The 16,225-nt window shown below is 44.3% G+C and carries 16 protein-coding genes and 1 pseudogene; 12 read left to right on the top strand and 5 right to left on the bottom strand.

Annotated elements, in window-relative coordinates:
- The first annotated feature begins 277 nt into the window (after positions 1–277).
- From N288_RS03975 to N288_RS03990, 5 genes and pseudogenes are all read left to right on the top strand, one after another.
- Positions 278–622, top strand: a complete 345-nt coding sequence (locus N288_RS03975; protein ID WP_009792033.1) for an ArsR/SmtB family transcription factor — start codon at positions 278–280, stop codon at positions 620–622.
- A gap of 17 nt (positions 623–639) precedes the next feature.
- The gene (locus N288_RS03980; protein WP_035401616.1) at positions 640–1,935 is read left to right on the top strand and encodes an arsenical efflux pump membrane protein ArsB; all 1,296 of its coding nucleotides are present in this window, start codon (positions 640–642) and stop codon (positions 1,933–1,935) included.
- A 28-nt stretch (positions 1,936–1,963) separates the two neighbouring features.
- Complete coding sequence (gene arsC / locus N288_RS03985; protein WP_009792031.1) at positions 1,964–2,383, top strand: arsenate reductase (thioredoxin); 420 nt, start codon at positions 1,964–1,966, stop codon at positions 2,381–2,383.
- A 90-nt stretch (positions 2,384–2,473) separates the two neighbouring features.
- Positions 2,474–2,713 (top strand): annotated as a pseudogene (locus tag N288_RS24570) (FAD-dependent oxidoreductase); the annotation flags it as partial.
- A gap of 15 nt (positions 2,714–2,728) precedes the next feature.
- Entirely contained in the window at positions 2,729–3,148 is a 420-nt protein-coding gene (locus N288_RS03990) for a protein-tyrosine phosphatase family protein (RefSeq protein ID WP_035401769.1), read from the top strand.
- Between the two features lie 157 nt (positions 3,149–3,305).
- On the opposite strand, the gene N288_RS03995 is transcribed toward N288_RS03990, so the two are convergent.
- Positions 3,306–3,887 (bottom strand): SMI1/KNR4 family protein, encoded by a 582-nt coding sequence (locus tag N288_RS03995; RefSeq protein ID WP_009792029.1) that lies wholly within the window; start codon positions 3,885–3,887, stop codon positions 3,306–3,308.
- 388 nt (positions 3,888–4,275) lie between these two features.
- Between N288_RS03995 and N288_RS04000 the strand changes: the two genes are divergently transcribed.
- Positions 4,276–4,818, top strand: coding sequence for a CBO0543 family protein (locus tag N288_RS04000; RefSeq protein ID WP_009792028.1), 543 nt, complete (start codon positions 4,276–4,278; stop codon positions 4,816–4,818).
- A gap of 297 nt (positions 4,819–5,115) precedes the next feature.
- Here the strand turns inward: N288_RS04000 and N288_RS25480 are convergent, their stop codons facing one another.
- On the bottom strand, positions 5,116–5,580 hold the full coding sequence (locus N288_RS25480) for a hypothetical protein (RefSeq protein ID WP_009792027.1): 465 nt from the start codon (positions 5,578–5,580) through the stop codon (positions 5,116–5,118).
- A gap of 216 nt (positions 5,581–5,796) precedes the next feature.
- On the opposite strand from N288_RS25480, the gene N288_RS04010 reads away from it, so the two are divergent.
- Positions 5,797–7,050, top strand: coding sequence for an ATP-binding protein (locus N288_RS04010; protein ID WP_022543413.1), 1,254 nt, complete (start codon positions 5,797–5,799; stop codon positions 7,048–7,050).
- A 64-nt stretch (positions 7,051–7,114) separates the two neighbouring features.
- Here N288_RS04010 and N288_RS04015 read toward each other — a convergent pair whose 3' ends face one another.
- From N288_RS04015 to N288_RS04025, 3 genes are all read right to left on the bottom strand, one after another.
- Positions 7,115–7,564, bottom strand: coding sequence for a hypothetical protein (locus N288_RS04015; RefSeq protein ID WP_022543414.1), 450 nt, complete (start codon positions 7,562–7,564; stop codon positions 7,115–7,117).
- A 97-nt stretch (positions 7,565–7,661) separates the two neighbouring features.
- Complete coding sequence (locus N288_RS04020) at positions 7,662–8,318, bottom strand: Type 1 glutamine amidotransferase-like domain-containing protein (protein ID WP_009792024.1); 657 nt, start codon at positions 8,316–8,318, stop codon at positions 7,662–7,664.
- 84 nt (positions 8,319–8,402) lie between these two features.
- The gene (locus N288_RS04025; RefSeq protein ID WP_022543415.1) at positions 8,403–10,100 is read right to left on the bottom strand and encodes a M3 family oligoendopeptidase; all 1,698 of its coding nucleotides are present in this window, start codon (positions 10,098–10,100) and stop codon (positions 8,403–8,405) included.
- 151 nt (positions 10,101–10,251) lie between these two features.
- On the opposite strand from N288_RS04025, the gene N288_RS04030 reads away from it, so the two are divergent.
- From N288_RS04030 to N288_RS04055, 5 genes are all read left to right on the top strand, one after another.
- Positions 10,252–10,740, top strand: coding sequence for a pyridoxamine 5'-phosphate oxidase family protein (locus tag N288_RS04030; protein ID WP_035401611.1), 489 nt, complete (start codon positions 10,252–10,254; stop codon positions 10,738–10,740).
- Positions 10,741–10,901: 161 nt separating this feature from the next.
- Positions 10,902–12,128 carry a DUF819 family protein gene (locus tag N288_RS04035; RefSeq protein WP_009792021.1) on the top strand — a complete coding sequence of 409 codons (1,227 nt, stop codon included), beginning with the start codon at positions 10,902–10,904 and terminating at the stop codon, positions 12,126–12,128.
- A gap of 406 nt (positions 12,129–12,534) precedes the next feature.
- Positions 12,535–13,389 carry a hypothetical protein gene (locus N288_RS04040; protein WP_009792020.1) on the top strand — a complete coding sequence of 285 codons (855 nt, stop codon included), beginning with the start codon at positions 12,535–12,537 and terminating at the stop codon, positions 13,387–13,389.
- A gap of 311 nt (positions 13,390–13,700) precedes the next feature.
- Entirely contained in the window at positions 13,701–14,996 is a 1,296-nt protein-coding gene (locus N288_RS04045) for an aldehyde dehydrogenase (RefSeq protein WP_022543416.1), read from the top strand.
- Positions 14,997–15,191: 195 nt separating this feature from the next.
- Positions 15,192–16,154, top strand: a complete 963-nt coding sequence (locus N288_RS04055) for a helix-turn-helix transcriptional regulator (RefSeq protein WP_009792017.1) — start codon at positions 15,192–15,194, stop codon at positions 16,152–16,154.
- Positions 16,155–16,225: the final 71 nt, after the last annotated feature.

Genomic DNA, 16,225 nt, shown 5'->3' on the forward strand with positions numbered 1-16,225 from the left:
CTGTTTTTTTAAAAATAAAAGGGCAGTTCAGTTGAAGAAGGGATACGGTAATATATCGTGATTAAAATTAATAAAGGGTGATGAGATGGGATATTCCCAGACCCCAAAAGAATAAGCTTCAGAAAAAAGGCGACGAAGAAGTACAAAAAGTATTATGAATGAACAACCTGAAAAGGAACATATTAAAATTAGTAAAGTTTTAAAAAAAATCAAAACCTGTTGCATATATAAGTGAATTATTATATATTGATATCGTAAAGCGGGAGGTGAATAGACGTTGAAAGTGTCCACAGTTGAAGTTGAAAAAGCTGCCAGCATCTTAAAATTATTGGGTGATAAAACGCGGTTAACTATGCTGAAGATCCTGGATAATAATGATTGCTGCGTTTGTGAATTTGTTGAGATTTTTAAAATGAGCCAGCCTGCCATCAGCCAGCATATCCGAAAGCTAAAGGATGCAGATGTGGTAAGGGAGGCCAGGAGAGGCCAGTGGATCATTTATTCTCTGAACAAAGCGAGCGACTACTACCCGCTGGTGAAGGATGTACTGGATCACCTTCCGAGTCAGGATTATAAATTGAAAGAACTTGAAGAACAGGGATTAAGAATTTCTTGTGAGTAAGAGGGGGGTAGCATGTTTTGACTCAAATAATTTTGGCATCATTGATATTCCTGGCAACCCTCATATTGGTAATATGGCAGCCGAAAGGATTATCGATTGGCTGGTCTGCATGTGGGGGCGCTATTCTTGCCTTGATTGTAGGAGTAGTTGACTTCAATGATGTGATTGATGTGACATCCATTGTCTGGAATGCAACGCTTGCTTTCATTGCAATCATTATTATTTCGCTGATTCTGGACGAAATTGGATTTTTTGAATGGGCAGCTCTGCATATGGCAAGAGCAGCAAAAGGAAGCGGAGTAAGAATGTTTGTTTATGTTTCCATTTTGGGTGCTTTGGTTGCAGCATTTTTCGCTAATGACGGAGCCGCATTGATTCTGACACCCATTGTTCTTGCAATGGTCAGAAACTTGAAGTTTGATGAAAAAATGGTTTTTCCTTTCATCATTGCGAGCGGATTTATTGCCGATACAACATCATTGCCGCTGGTAGTCAGCAACCTTGTTAATATCGTTTCGGCTGACTTTTTTGGAATCGGGTTTGTGGAGTTTGCATCCAGAATGATTATTCCAAACTTCTTTTCACTCGCAGCAAGCATCATTGTCCTGTACTTATACTTTAGAAAAAGCATACCGAAGAACTATGATTTATCCCATCTGAAGGAACCTTCCGCAGCGGTTAGGGACAGCAAGATGTTCCGGCTGTCATGGCTTGTACTGGCAATCTTGTTAATTGGCTACTTTGCAAGTGAATTCATTGGATTGCCTGTTTCAATCATTGCCGGTGTCGTTGCCATCTTTTTCTTATTAATGGCACGCAGGAGTCCAGCCGTGAATACCCGCACAGTCATTAAAGGGGCACCTTGGGCAATTGTGTTTTTCTCCATCGGAATGTATGTAGTGGTATACGGGCTGAGAAACGTAGGCCTTACCAATGTGCTGGCCGATGTGATTCAAATGACAGCTGACCAGGGGCTGTTTGCGGCAACCATCGGGATGGGCTTCATTGCAGCCATTCTTTCATCTGTGATGAATAATATGCCAACCGTTATGATTGACGCACTGGCCATTGCTGACACGGATACCAGTGGAGTGATCCGGGAAGCACTGATTTATGCCAATGTCATTGGATCTGATCTGGGGCCGAAGATTACACCTATCGGATCTCTGGCAACCCTGCTGTGGCTGCATGTATTGTCTCTAAAAGGAGTAAAAATCTCCTGGGGAACCTATTTCAAGACTGGAATTGTTCTAACCATTCCAACATTGTTCATCACATTAGTTGGTTTATATATTTGGTTGCTGATCATCTAAAAAACTTACCTAAAAGGAGAATCTCAACATGACTAAAAAAACAATCTACTTTCTATGCACAGGAAACTCTTGCCGCAGCCAAATGGCAGAAGGATGGGCTAAGCAGCATTTGAGTGATGAGTGGAATGTATACAGTGCAGGAATTGAAGCACATGGTTTAAATCCTAATGCTGTAAAGGCCATGAAGGAAGCCGGCATCGACATCTCCAATCAGACTTCTGATATCATTGACACTGAAATTTTAAACAATGCGGACCTGGTTGTAACACTTTGCGGTGATGCAGCTGACAAGTGCCCGATGACTCCTCCTCATGTAAAACGCGAACACTGGGGATTTGACGATCCAGCCAAAGCAGAAGGAACAGAAGAAGAAAAATGGGCCTTCTTCCAGCGTGTACGCGACGAAATCGGCGACCGCATCAAAACTTTTGCCGAAACTGGCAAGTAAAAAGAAAATAGCCAAGAGAAATTACTCTCTTGGCTATCCTTTTACCCTTCATATAAGTACATGCTTATTTTATTAAAATGACCCGGCCCTATGGCGATTGGACATACACCAAACACAGCATTTCTCAACGGGCAAATCGAAACAGACGAAACAGGCTATATTAATGTTATCCCTGGTACAGCAGAAACCAATATCCCTGGCATTTTTGCCTGCGGAGATGTACAGGACAAGAGATATCGCCAGGCAATTACAGCTGCAGGGACAGGATGCATGGCAGCACTTGATGCCGAACGATATCTGGAAGGAACGGCAACAAATGAATGGAGCAAAAAAGGCGGGAACAGCATGACAAAAAATTATCATGAACTAATAAAAGATCGCATCTACATTGGCGGAGCAGATGATGTAGAAGAAATGATGAAAAATGAAAAAGCAGATGTGATTTTCGATCTTCGGGCAGAAGCTCCAGAAGCGGACTATGAGCGGACTCACAGCCCCATTGTAGATGATGCTGAGCAGCAGGATGAATCAATTAAACAGTCTGTTGAGCATGTGGTAAATGCCTATAATAGAGGGGAAAAAGTATACTTCCACTGTGCAGGCGGAAGCAATCGTACAGGGACCGTTGCGATCGGTACATTACTCTCTTTAGGGAAAGCAAAGACGATCGGGGAAGCAGAAGAAATGGCGAAGGCCGCCCGGCCAAAAATCAATGTAAAGCCAGAGATGAAAGCATCCCTTCAGCGTCTTTTCCCTAATGCTTAATGAAGCCAGGGGGTCTGTCCCCTTGGCTCTATTTTGAAGCCTGGGGGACAGACCCCTTGGCTCTTTTTGCTTTTTCCTGCAGCTCTATACACCCTCGGTGAGAGACAAATATTACAAAAGTAGAGGCACTCTTATTCCTAAAGCTGCTTTCCTATGATTACTCTTCCTCATAAACATATCGGAACCCATTATCAATCAACCCCTGCAAATACTCATCAAAGCAATTAGCAATCACTTTGAATTCGTCCGGGTCGTGCAGAAAGCGGATGATTTGGCCGGAGACTCCTTGGTCAGTGGGATTGAAGTCAATGTAAAGACTGGATGTTCCGCCATTATTCATACAATCCGAAAAGTGGAGATAGGTGCCAGGGAGAAGGCTTTCTGGATTGATTTTTGGGTCGACGCCCTCTTCTTCGTATTCGGACAGATAGGAGATGTCCACCTCTTCTTTTGAGCTTTCAAGCATCTGCTGAGTGGAAAGCAGATAGTAGGGATATGTCCCGTCTTCAACATCGGATCCTAGAATGCAAATGGCAATTTGGTCCTCGCCATATTTTCTGAAGTACGTGCCATCGATATTTTTGAGGAGATTTAAGAGTGATTCCGGGCAGTTTGGATAGTGTAATTGAAGTGTGGTGAGGTACTCTTTGGCAGCACCTGATGCTCTATGCAGTTCCTCTAACTCTTCTGGTGATAGATGTTCCTTCAGGCCTTTTAAGAAGTTGTTGACCAATTCCATTCTTACTTCCCCCTAAGAATTTTTTTGTAAGTGAAATGAGGTTGATAGGGTGATATTAGCATATATTTCCTAGAAAGTGGGTGGGAATGTTGCAATCGCGAAAAGAGCCAGGGGGTCTGACCCTGTGCTTACATGACCAGAGCCAGGGGGACAGGTCCCTTGGCTCTTTTTTATAACGGGCCAAGGGGTCTGACCCTGTGGCTTAATTAACTCTTTAACCGATTGGATTTTAACCTTTTCGTTTGTTAATAACTGGTATCCGATATGTTTTCCTAAACTTAGAGACAGGCTAGTGAGTAAGAAAATACATTAGCTCCTAGAGGATATGGATATTAGCATATAGTATCGGAAAGGATAAGTGTAGATTTAGGGTAGGGGTTGAAAAGGCATGAAACCATCATATGAAGATGTTAAAGAAGCTAGAGAATTATTGAAAGAAGTGGCTTTTAAACATTGGATCCAAGATGATTTATTCACTTGGAAATGGTGGGTATTACTCGCAGCCACAATTATCCCATGGATATTATGGCTTAGCTTTCGCGATAAAAAGAGAACATTTGAAATTTTAAGCTATGGACTCATCTGGGCAGCTGCGGCTTCGCTTTTTGATGTCATTGGCGGAGAATTGATCCTATGGGGATACCCAGACAAATTGTTGCCGATGGTCCCTCCTTTGTTTCCGGCAGATATTACAGTCATTCCTGTTTTATTTATGTTTATTTACCAGCTTTCTAAAAGGTATTATAGTTATTTTATTCTGTCTGTGCTGGGGTCGGCATTGTTTGCTTATGTTTTTGAGCCCCTATTTGTTAAAGGAGGAATGTTTATTTTACATAACTGGACACATACAAAGTCCTTCTCAGGATTTTTTCTACTATCTCAGATTGTGTATGTGATAATAGCCAGACTGAAATCGAGTATACAGCCTTGAATTGTTTCCAAGTGTTTATTATTAAACTGAATATGTCTCCGAATTCCGAATAGGAGACAATGTTGCAGATCAGCTGCCAAAATAGGCAGATGTTCTATTTGAAAAGAGACGGTATTTCTGTAATTAGTTTAATCTGTGGAAGATTGTATTGAACAAATAGGTGCTTTAGCAAGATTTATCCACTACAGGAACATTAGGAATTAATCCATATAGTTAACGTGACTTTGAATAAACTCTGCCTAATTCCTCGGTAAAAATAAGGAGGATTAGGCTTCTTTGCAGCAAACCCTTCAGAAGTTAAAGGGTCAGCCCCTTTTTCTTAGCATCCTCATCCAGCCCTGTGCCAATTGCTATACCAATACACATTCCCAGCGGCAGGCCCAGTACCAGATTATCAAATACAACAAGGCCAATTGCTGTACCAATACTTATGCCAATGGACATATATAATGCCAGATAATACCCTTGCGTTACCAGTTTGTGCTGTTTCTGCAGATGGGAGCTAATGGTGCCAATTAGTTTTTTATGATGTTTAACCTCACCTTCTGTAAGATGTTCTGCTTTGCTTTTTAGACGGATCAGGTGATTTTCTAAACCTAAAAAAAGCTGATCACATTTTTCGCAATCTGATGAAAAGGAACTTAGCCTTTGTATGATTCTTTTGCATTTATCCAATTCAAGCTTCGCAGCCGTTTTTTCATCAGCTTTTTGTCTGATTTCTTCGAGAAAATTGTTAAGTTCATCAACCCGCTGATTATCCATATTCACCCTCCGGAGAATGTTATTATCTTTATTTACGTTTTACTGAGGGTATAGTTTCAATTTTCTGATGAGCCAAGGGGACAGACCCCTTGGCTCTTTTTGAGGCTGAGCCAGGGGGTCTGTCCCCCTGGCTCGAAAAAAAAGACAATAATACCCAAAATGTGTGAGTTCTTGTTAAAATATAAGTACATTGAACAGAAGGCGAATGGTGCCCAGATGAGTATAGTGAAAGATTTCCTGCTGCAGTTGACACTCATGGTTATTCCGATCTTCAGTTATTTTACGTTTATTCTGGAGAAGGTAAAAGAGGAGCGGTCCATTAAGATATTGATGACACTTTTGTGGGGAGTGTCTATCTTATTGTGCATGTCCTTTCCTGTGGAATACGCCGAAGCGGCGCGGCTCGATATCCGGTTTATCCCTCTCCTATTCGGAACGTTGTACCTCGGAGTATGGTCCGGTGTGTTTCTGACAGCCCTGATCATTCTATACCGCCTGTCTTTCGGAATCAGCATGGGTTTTTTGACGACTGTCATGGTGTCAATCATTACGCTCCCCGTCATTTTGTCGGTTCAGCGATTATTTTTACGTGTGAATAAGGATCGAAGGATTATCATTTCGACAGGGTTATCGTTCTTTTACTGTCTCTGCGGCATGGCGGTGTCCGGGATCATGAATGGCTTCTCTACCAACGTGTTGAAAGTTCAGGGTATTCATCTGCTTTTTACCGTTGCCGTGACGTGGTTCTGTACCGTATTAGTTGAGAAAATCCGTGAGAACCACCAGCTCAGGCTGAAGGTCCAGGACTCTGAAAAATTCAGGGTGATCAGTGAACTCACCGGTGTGTTTGCCCATGAAATCCGCAATCCTATGCAGGTGACCAGGGGATTTCTGCAGCTCCTTGATGACCCCGATCTCCCTAATCCCAAAAGAGAATACATCAAGCTTTCAATTGAAGAACTAGACCGGGCCAATGAAATCATCAACGATTTTCTCACTTTCGGAAAACCTTCCAGCAGTACAGATAGAGCCGTCAATGTCAGTGAACATTTAAAACGTACAGCAGCGCTGATTCAAACTTTCAGCGTGAATCAGCAGGTTGAATTTCAAACCGACATTCAGGATGACTGCTGGATAAAAGCAGATCCCCAGAAGCTGAACCAGTCCCTGCTCAATATCTTAAAAAACGCAGTAGAGTCCATGCCGAATGGCGGGACCATGTCGCTATCATGCCATCAAACCGCCGACAGACACATCAGGATCGCCGTCAAGGACCAGGGAATCGGCATGAACCCGAAACAGGTTCAGCGTCTTGGATCGCCTTATTATTCTCTTAAGGAAAAAGGGACAGGACTCGGGATGATGGTCAGCTACCAAATCATCCATTCCTTTAAAGGGAGAATCAGAGTAGAAAGCGAAGAAGGGGTGGGCACGGAATTCATTATTGATTTTCCGGGTATTGAACCATAGGGAGCCAGGGGGACAGACCCCGTGGCTCTTTTTGTGGGTGGGCCAGGGGGACAGACCCCGTGGCTCACTCTATGACAATATTTCCAACATATTGGGCAGCGCCTTTGTCTGTGTCGAGGTCAAACACTATCACATATTCACCGGTTTCTTCAGGTAAGTAGAAAGATTGCCCTTTTTCTAATTTCAGTTTTGTCTCACTGTCGTTTTTCCAAACGGAAACACTGACTCCATCAGAATCAAAATGGCCAGCTTCGAGGATGTATTGAACTTTTTGTCCCGAATTAAAGTGCATCACTTCTTGTTTTTTAGCTAATGCTTGAACATCATCCGTTTTCTTGTTGTATTGTTCGTCGAAGTCCCACTCAATATTCGCTTCTTCTAGTGCTGTTTCATGGGTAATATCATCAGGATTAAATAGGGAAACTGTTGGCGGGGAAAAATCATAGTCTTCTCCAATACATCCGGCTAAAACAGAAACAAATAGTAAACATGAAATGAAGCTTAAAAACCTCATATTAATCACTCCACATTTTTTGTGAAAACCATGGGGACAGACCCCTTGGCTCTTTTTGAGATTGGGCCAAGGGGTCTGTCCCCATGGCTCACGGCAGCTAAAGCGTCTCATCCAATCTCTCAATCTTTGACCGGGAAATCAAATAGACAGTGCCTAAAATATCGATTTTGTCTCCCTTAACTCGCACAGCGCAGTCTTTGTTTGAAGCATAGATATTCATTTCCTCGGATAAGGGGGAGAGTTCATTTTGAACGAGCGCGAGGTTATGCTCAAGATCAAAATGAGAAAGGACGGCAAAATCGCCAAGGCCGATTCCGTCGTACAGAGTGCTGACTTCGACGTTATAGCCAAGGTTTTTTGAACATAACCATTTAGCAGACATATTAATCGCACCAGCGCTGGCTCCCATAACAGTGGCACGGCTTTTTGTAATAGGATCCGACAGCTCATATCCTGCGAGGAACTTATTTTGTTCAACGGTATTTCCGCCCAATAAGAAAATGACTGAAGCATTACTAATTAAAGTATGGGCTTCTTTCTTCGGGACACGGTAATTAATCAGGTGGTATTCATCAAATACAATGCCGGCCTGGTCCAGCCACGAGCGTTCCGCAGCGCCCATTTCTTCATAAATAGATGGACTTGAGCTGATCATAACAAGCGATTTTCTATCAATTATATCTTCCTGAAGCAGCTTGCTCAGCTTCTCTGGAAAATGTTTATTAAACCAGCCTAAATAGTAGTGAGTTTTCATGTTTACCTCCGTAGTAGAAAAGAGCCAGGGGGTCTGACCCCGTGGCTCTTTTTGTGAATGGGCCGAGGGGTCTGTCCCCGTGGCTCAGTGAATATCCTGAATAACCTTCTCCAAAAACTCACCCATCCTTTTAACGGCGGATTCGGAAAAGTCGAAGCTGACGCCGGTTTCTTTATAGATATCGGCGATGGATTGATTGTAGTCGGCACTTGCGCCTTTTTTAAATAATTCCACGGCTTGCTCTGGGTTGTTGTGATAGTTCTCAAGGATTTGCAGAGAGCCAAGCATGGAGATGGAGTATTCGATGTTATAGAAAGGCACTTGGAAGTAGTGCAGGGTGTCTGCCCAAAGGATGCCCATTACGTCTTCGAGACCGGATGTGTCGACAGGGCTTAGGCCATATCGTTTTGCGATTTCGAAGTATTTTTCATCGCGCTCTTTGGCGGTGTGATTTGGATTGGTGTACATCCAATGCTGGAAGAGGTCGCCTGATAATGGGCCGTATAGCATGGTGAATGCCCGTCTCAGTTCTTCACGCTGGGCGCTCTTGAAGTCTTCTTCTTCTGGATAGAAGCGGTCGAGCTTGTCGAGTAAGAGCAGTTCCATCCCATGGGAATAGAGTTCAGCGACTTCCATGCGGTGCTGGTGTTCTTCCAGCGGACCGTGCTCAGCAAACTCGAGGTATCCATTCACTGCATGGCCCATTTCGTGGATAAGGGCGATCAGCGAGAAGAAGGATGGACTGAAGTTTGCAAACACAAAGGTATCTCCTGAAACTGACAAGGTGGTGCAGAAACCGCCTGGGCTTTTGCCTTTCCGGTCTCCTAGATCCAGCAGCCCATTTTCTCTCATATAATCGAAACGGTCTGCAAAATACGGATCCGTCTTGCCCAGCATTTCAGAAACGCCATCCATCAGATCTGACACTTCGGTATATGGCGGGTTTTTCATCAATTTAGCGGTGTTATCCCAAGGGCGATAGGCATCAACGCCAAGCTTGGATTTGAAAACCTCTGCGAGGCGGTTCCAGGCAGGGATGATATGCTTCTCAACATTTTCATGGAAGTCATAGCAATCCTGGATCGTGTACTCGCGGTTTTTTACCACAAACATATAATCGCGGTAATTCTCAAAGCCTGCATTTAAAGCGATCTGGTGGCGCAGCTGAACGAGTTCGTCCATGATGCTGTCCATATCTGGCTTGATTTGTCGGTGGGCTTCCAGCATGGCATAATAAGCTTTTTCCCTCACGCTTCTGTCCAGATTATCGAGCTGGGACTGGATAAATGGATAAGGCTTTTCCTCGCCATCCCATTCAACGGTCAGCCCTGCTATGATTTCGCTGTACTTTGTAGAAAGCTCCTGCTCTTTTACCATCAATGGAATGTTTTCTTCCCTAAAAAGTTTAACCTTGGACTCACGGACACGGCGCATTAAACCGTAGCGCTTGTCATCCAATTGAGCAGCATAAGGTGACTCACAGAATTTCTCATTCATTTTGGCTTCATATTTCATTAGCAGCGGCTGAATGACCTGCTGATCGTGAAGATAAGTCGACTTAATGTCCGCATCTTCGGTATTTCGGTAAAAATCAACCTGGTGGCCTGTCATGGCTTCATCAATTTTAATTCCTAATTCCTTTTCATCCTTCAGCCAATTTTCAAGGTCAGAAACGGAATCGATCGGCACCTCAAGTAAAGCTTGAAGCTGCGCTTCAACTCCTTCCGCATCCTGGAGATCGATTAATTCTTTATAATAATTGCTTTTTACTTCCTGTGTCATGAAATAGCTCCCCTTACCCCTTTGAATTATTTTAATTGTCTCAATAATCATATTATAGAATTCCGGCTATTATTTCTAGCTTTTCAGACCGATGCTTTAAAAGATTGTGTGGAGGGTAATATATATTTATAAACTTTGAGAAGATGGAGGACTGTTAAATATGCTAAAACAAGAAGAAATGGAAACGCTGAGAGAGTTAATCAAAGACGTGGACACGGCCATGCTGACAACGGTCTCTGAGGAAGGGCTCGTTTCACGCCCGATGAAAACACAGGAGGTCGAGTTTGATGGGGACCTATGGTTTTTTACTAAAAAAGAGACAGATAAATATGAAGAGATTTTACATGACAAAGATGTGAATGTTGCATATGCAGGCAAATCCTATGTTTCTGTCCGCGGCAGAGCGGAAATTGTTGAGGATATAGGGAAGAAGAAGGAATTGTGGAGCAAAATGTATGAGAAGATTATGCAGACTTCTTATGACGATCCGAGCGTTGTGCTGATCAAGGTAAAGGCAGAAGCAGCCGAATATTGGGAAAGCGGCAGCTTTACAAAGAAAGCCGTCTTCATGCTGAAGCGGATTACTGGGCAGGATGCAGAAGAAGCAGGAGTTAATGAGACGGTGCAGATGGAAAAGTGAGCCAAGGGGTCAGGTCCCTTGGCTTTTTTTGTGGTTTGAGCCGGGGGGACAGACCCCATGGCTCGGCCGGGGAAGCCAACTCTGCGGCTTAAATATTTTGAATTTTCAGCTCGTCATAGTAATATATTTTTAGTCGAAAAATGTGAAAAGGGGGCGAAGTTTTGGAGGATACTTTGATTAAAGCCGATGATTATGTGACGCTGTGGGGGATTATTGTGGTGTGGGCTTCGGCGAGTATAATTCTGGAGCAGCGCTACAGCTGGGCGGCGAAGATTTCTGGTGCAATCATTGCGCTGATTGGGGCTATTATTCTATCTAATACCGGAATTATTCCGACAGCGTCGCCAGTGTATGATGCGATCTGGACTTTTATCATTCCGCTCGCCATTCCGCTGCTGCTGTTTCATGTGAATTTTAAGAGGATTTGGAAGGAAAGCGGGAGGCTGCTGATTATTTTTCTGATCAGTTCGATTGGTACGGTTGCAGGAGTGATGATCAGTTTCTTTTTATTGAAGGATCATATACCGGTCCTGGATAAGCTCGGCGCCATGCTTAGTGCCTCCTATATTGGCGGCGGGGTGAACTTTGCAGCCATGGCAGCTAAATTTGAGGCACCTGGAGAAATGGTTTCTTCGGCAGTGGTCGCAGACAACCTGATGATGGCGATTTACTTTATCGTTTTGATGATGATTCCGGCCATGGGCTTTTTTAGACGGCGCTTTAGGGCACCGCACGTGGAGAAAGTGGAAAGCGGAGGAGTCAGAGAAGAAGGGAAGACACTTGCGGAAAGCTTTTGGGAGCGAAAGGATATATCTTTGAAGGATATTGCGTTGTCTGTAGGGACTGCGTTCCTTCTTGTGGTGGTTTCTTTTAAAATCGCCGCATTCATGGATGGGTTGATACCTTCCGGGGAGGATACTTCTTTCTTTTTAAATCTGCTGAATGGATTGTTCGGTGACAATTACTTGATGCTGACAACGTTAACTTTCTTGGCACTTGCCTTGTTTCCGAGATATTTTGAGTCGATTAACGGAAGCCAGGAAATTGGTACTTTCCTCATTTACTTGTTCTTTGTGGTGATTGGCATTCCGGCATCCATTCCGCTGATTGTTCAAAATGCGCCGCTGCTGCTGGTGTTTGTATTCATTATTGTGGTAGTGAACTTGGCCGTGTCATTGACTGCTGGAAAACTGTTAAAATATAACCTTGAAGAAATCCTGCTGGCCAGCAATGCGAATGTGGGCGGGCCGACAACTGCAGCAGCCATGGCTATTGCAAAAGGATGGAAGGATCTGATTGGGCCGATTCTTGTGGTTGGGACGTTAGGGTATATTATAGGGAATTATGTAGGGACTACGTTGGGGTTGTGGTTTTCTGGATTTATGTGATGAGCCGGGGGGACAGGTCCCTTGGCTCTTTTTTGAGTTTGGGCCGGGGGGTCTGTTCCCTTGGCTTGCTTAGGACTTTTTGGGCCGGGGGGTCTGTCCCCTTGGCTTACTTGGGGCTTTTTAGGCCGGGGGGTCTGTCCCCTTGGCTTACTTGGGGCTTTTTGGGCCGAGGGGTCTGTCCCCTTGGCTTGTTTTTAATTTATCCAATAAATGTTATAATAGGTTTACAAATGTTTTAATGGTATCCGGGATTTCGCTGTATTGTTTTGCAGATTGAATTTCGGATACTTTTTTTATTTCCTTTTCAAACTGAAGGAAACTTAAACAATTGTGCAGCCTTTTAGGAAAGATAGTCGGATGAAAAACAGCATCTGGGTTTTTCTACAATATAAGGAGGATTAGAATAATGAATCTAATCAATAAGAAGGTTACGCACAAGCTGTTTGGTATGGGGAGTATAGTTGAACATAATGATACTAGTATAGTGATACATTTCGCATCGGAAAAGAAGAAGTTTGTTTTCCCTGATGTATTTGGAGAGCACTTGATACTGCATGATGAAATGATTTCTAAATCACTCGATGCGATTATACAAAATAAGGAAAATGAGCGTAGGGAAGAAGACAGGAAGAAGGAAGAAGAAAAGAATCGATATCGGAAAAGTCAGGAACTCCGCTTGGGATATGAAAAACTGATGAAAAATCATAAGCTTCATCCGGAATCACAAATGGTTTTTTGGTGTGATGCAGAAGAACAGGATCGTTCTTTTACAGAGTGGAAGGTTTTTTCTGGTGTTATTAAAAGCGGCAATAATAAGGGGAAGCCAAACAAACCCAGCCGCCTGCACCAAAATAGTGCTGTTCTGCTGACAGCAGTAGATCCCAGTAAGCCTGAAAAAGACAGACGCATCTTAGGTGTCTACATGGTGAAGGAGAAGTTTATTGGCAAGCTTTGTGAAGATGGAAATATTCCGGCTCATTCAACATACAGACTCCAGCTTACAGAAGAGGAATCGGAACAGATGCCCTTCTGGGATTATTATGTGAATGAAAAATCTCCTCAAAAAATGACATGGAATACAGGGAAATACCGCTATTTTGAAAATTCATGGATGGCTCAAACTTTGCGTGATATAGTCGCGCTGAAAAGTGACCCAAAAGAACGGGAGCATGCACAGCAATTTTTTGAGCATTTTTGTAAGATGAATCAAATAATCGAGCAGGATTTGCCCAAGCCTAACGGTGCATTAATGCGTAGCTAGAGATGAGGGAGCCAAGGGGACAGGTCCCTTGGCTTTTTTGTTTTTTGAGCCAGGGGGTCTGTCCCGGTGGCCGGGAGAGCCAAGGGGACAGACCCCCTGGCTCTTTTTGAGTTTGGGCCAGAGGACCCGACCCCCTGGCCCGGGCAGGTTCCTTGCTTATAAAAAATATCTGTACTATAGTATGTCGAGTCAACAATAAATGCATTAATTTAATGGGCAAGGCCATATGTGAATAGGAGAAATCATTCCCATTAAGCTTTGGTTCCAAGCTATAAAATCACTAGAGTATACAATACAAAGGAGTGTTCATGATGGAAAACTACCAAGAGCTTTTGAATAAACAACGCGCCTATTTCCGTTCAGGAGAAACGAAAAGCGTTTCATTCCGACTCCGCACATTAAATACATTAAAATCCCTTGTGCTAAAGCACGAACAGGATATTTTTGATGCTGTTAAGCAGGACTTGAATAAGTCTGAGCTTGAAGCGAAGCGAGCTGAAGTTGGACTAGTTATCAGCGAGATTGACTATATGGTGGAAAATCTAGAAGAATGGGCAGCAACGAAGGAAGTGCCGACACCAGCTTCTCACGAGGGTGCCAGAAGCTTTGTTCAGCCTGAGCCATATGGTTCCGCACTGGTGATTGCACCTTGGAACTATCCGTTCCAGCTAGCCGTGACACCACTTGTAGGCGCGATTGCCGCTGGGAACACAGCTGTGTTAAAGCCATCTGAACTTACGCCGAAAACATCTGCCCTGCTGTCTGCAATGATTAATGACAACTTCCCTGAAGAATATCTTCGGGTGGTGGAAGGGGAAGTGGAAACAAGCACAGCTCTTCTGAAAGAAGACTTTGACTATATTTTCTTCACAGGCAGCACAGGCGTTGGGAAGATCGTAGCGGAAGCGGCGGCCAAACATCTCACGCCAACGACGCTTGAGCTTGGCGGAAAAAGCCCGACGATCGTTCATAAAGATGCTGACCTGGATGAAGCTGCACAGCGTATTGCGCGCGGTAAATTCGCGAATGCCGGCCAAACATGCGTGGCACCGGATTATCTTCTTGTACACAGCAGTGTGAAGGATGAACTCATGAACAAGTTCAAAGAAGTCATCAGTGCGGCTTTCGGTGAGAATATCGTGGAGAACCCGAACTTCGGACATGTTGTCAGCGAGCGGCATTTCAATCGCCTTGTCGGCTTCCTTGATAACGGAAGCATTGTGGCAGGTGGTCAGCATAACCGCGACGAGCTCATCATTGAGCCGACCATTCTGGATAACATTTCATGGGATGATTCCGTCATGCAAGATGAAATCTTCGGACCGATCCTGCCTGTTATGACCTATGATAACCTGGACGAGATCATTGAGCCGATCATGAACCGCCCTAAACCGCTTGCTCTCTATCTTTTCTCAAATGACGAATCGGTACAGGACCAAATTCTGGGCACAATCTCCTTCGGTGGGGGATCCATCAACGATACCATCAACCACATGACGTCCCATTACCTGCCATTCGGAGGCGTAGGCGCGAGCGGCATGGGAGCCTATCACGGGAAAGCAAGCTTTGATACGTTTACTCACTTTAAGAGTGTGTTGAAACGATGAGCCAAGGGGACAGACCCCTTGGCTTTTTTTGTTTGGGCCAGGGGGTCTGTCCCCCCGGCTTTCTTGTAGCGAAGAGCCAAGGGGACAGACCCCCTGGCTCTTTTTTTGTTTGGGCCAGGGGACCTGACCCCCTGGCCCATGTTATGCTATTGGCAATGATAGGAATGGTGATTATAAATTACGAGGGTGGATTAGATGGCTAAAATGGATCAGATGATGCAGATTCTCTGGATGCTGAGTTCGGGGAGGAAGGCTACTGCGAAGCAGATGGCTGAAAAGCTGGAGGTTAATATTAGAACGGTTTACCGGTATATTGATGCTCTTTGTGCCAGTGGTGTCCCGATTATCGCGGAGGCCGGCCATCATGGCGGATATACGCTTTTACACCAATTCGTTGAAAGTCCTCTCCTGTTTAGTGCGGAGGAACAAACTGCCTTGCTTCAGGCAGCTGCTTTGGCGAAAGAGACTGGGTATTTTTCAGGGGAGCTATTGGATAAAGCAGCATCAAAGCTGTCCATGTACTCAACGCCAGAGCAGGAAAGTATGGTCCGGCGGCGTGTGGAGGGGCTTGATGTGATCGGTTCTGCCGCTGGTCTGCCTGAGGATGCCATTTTGAGGGAGCTCGAGCATGGGGTCATCAACCAGGTTTCTATGGAAATTGACTATTATACGGTTCGTGAAGACCAGCCTAAGCGTAGGAAGATTGACCCTTATGGAATCATTTATTGGAACGGCCGCTGGTATGTGGCGGCATTCTGCCATCTGAGGAACGAAATCCGCAGTTTCAGGGTCGATAGGATTGCCGGTATGGCTGAAATCGGAACCAGCTTTAACCGTCCAGCAGATTTTTCAGCCAGCGGTTTTTTTATGAAGAACCTGCTTCCGGAGAAAGAACAAACGCAGGAGTTTGTGCCTTTTGTTATCAGCGGCAGAACCGGAGCACTGGATGACTTATGCCGGCATTGGTTTTTAGGTCATCATCTGGCAGAGCGCACTTCAGAAAGGGCTGTGTTTATTTTGGAAAAAGAAGCCTTGCATACCTATGTGGCGCATCTGCTCCTGCCGTATGGCAAGTCTCTTAAAGTCCTGGAACCGGACAGCATGAAGAAGAAATTGGTGGAGGTTTTATATGAATTGGCTGATCACTATCAGAAATGAAACTTTACTGGCGCGGGCTGTCAGTGAAGTTTTTTTATAATGGGCCTCTAATGACTGGTAGAGGAGATCTG

The sequence above is a fragment of the Bacillus infantis NRRL B-14911 genome (genome assembly GCF_000473245.1).
Lineage (GTDB): Bacteria > Bacillota > Bacilli > Bacillales > Cytobacillaceae > Bacillus_AB > Bacillus_AB infantis.

Bases quoted from the DNA above. Each gene is read 5' to 3' on its own strand.
- arsC (WP_009792031.1), top strand. From the start codon at position 1,964: ATGACTAAAAAAACAATCTACTTTCTATGCACAGGAAACTCTTGCCGC.
- N288_RS03990 (WP_035401769.1), top strand. From the start codon at position 2,729: ATGACAAAAAATTATCATGAACTAATAAAAGATCGCATCTACATTGGC.
- N288_RS03995 (WP_009792029.1), bottom strand. From the start codon at position 3,887: ATGGAATTGGTCAACAACTTCTTAAAAGGCCTGAAGGAACATCTATCA.
- N288_RS04000 (WP_009792028.1), top strand. From the start codon at position 4,276: ATGAAACCATCATATGAAGATGTTAAAGAAGCTAGAGAATTATTGAAA.
- N288_RS25480 (WP_009792027.1), bottom strand. From the start codon at position 5,580: ATGGATAATCAGCGGGTTGATGAACTTAACAATTTTCTCGAAGAAATC.
- N288_RS04010 (WP_022543413.1), top strand. From the start codon at position 5,797: ATGAGTATAGTGAAAGATTTCCTGCTGCAGTTGACACTCATGGTTATT.
- N288_RS04015 (WP_022543414.1), bottom strand. From the start codon at position 7,564: ATGAGGTTTTTAAGCTTCATTTCATGTTTACTATTTGTTTCTGTTTTA.
- N288_RS04020 (WP_009792024.1), bottom strand. From the start codon at position 8,318: ATGAAAACTCACTACTATTTAGGCTGGTTTAATAAACATTTTCCAGAG.
- N288_RS04025 (WP_022543415.1), bottom strand. From the start codon at position 10,100: ATGACACAGGAAGTAAAAAGCAATTATTATAAAGAATTAATCGATCTC.
- N288_RS04040 (WP_009792020.1), top strand. From the start codon at position 12,535: ATGAATCTAATCAATAAGAAGGTTACGCACAAGCTGTTTGGTATGGGG.
- N288_RS04045 (WP_022543416.1), top strand. From the start codon at position 13,701: ATGGAAAACTACCAAGAGCTTTTGAATAAACAACGCGCCTATTTCCGT.
- N288_RS04055 (WP_009792017.1), top strand. From the start codon at position 15,192: ATGGCTAAAATGGATCAGATGATGCAGATTCTCTGGATGCTGAGTTCG.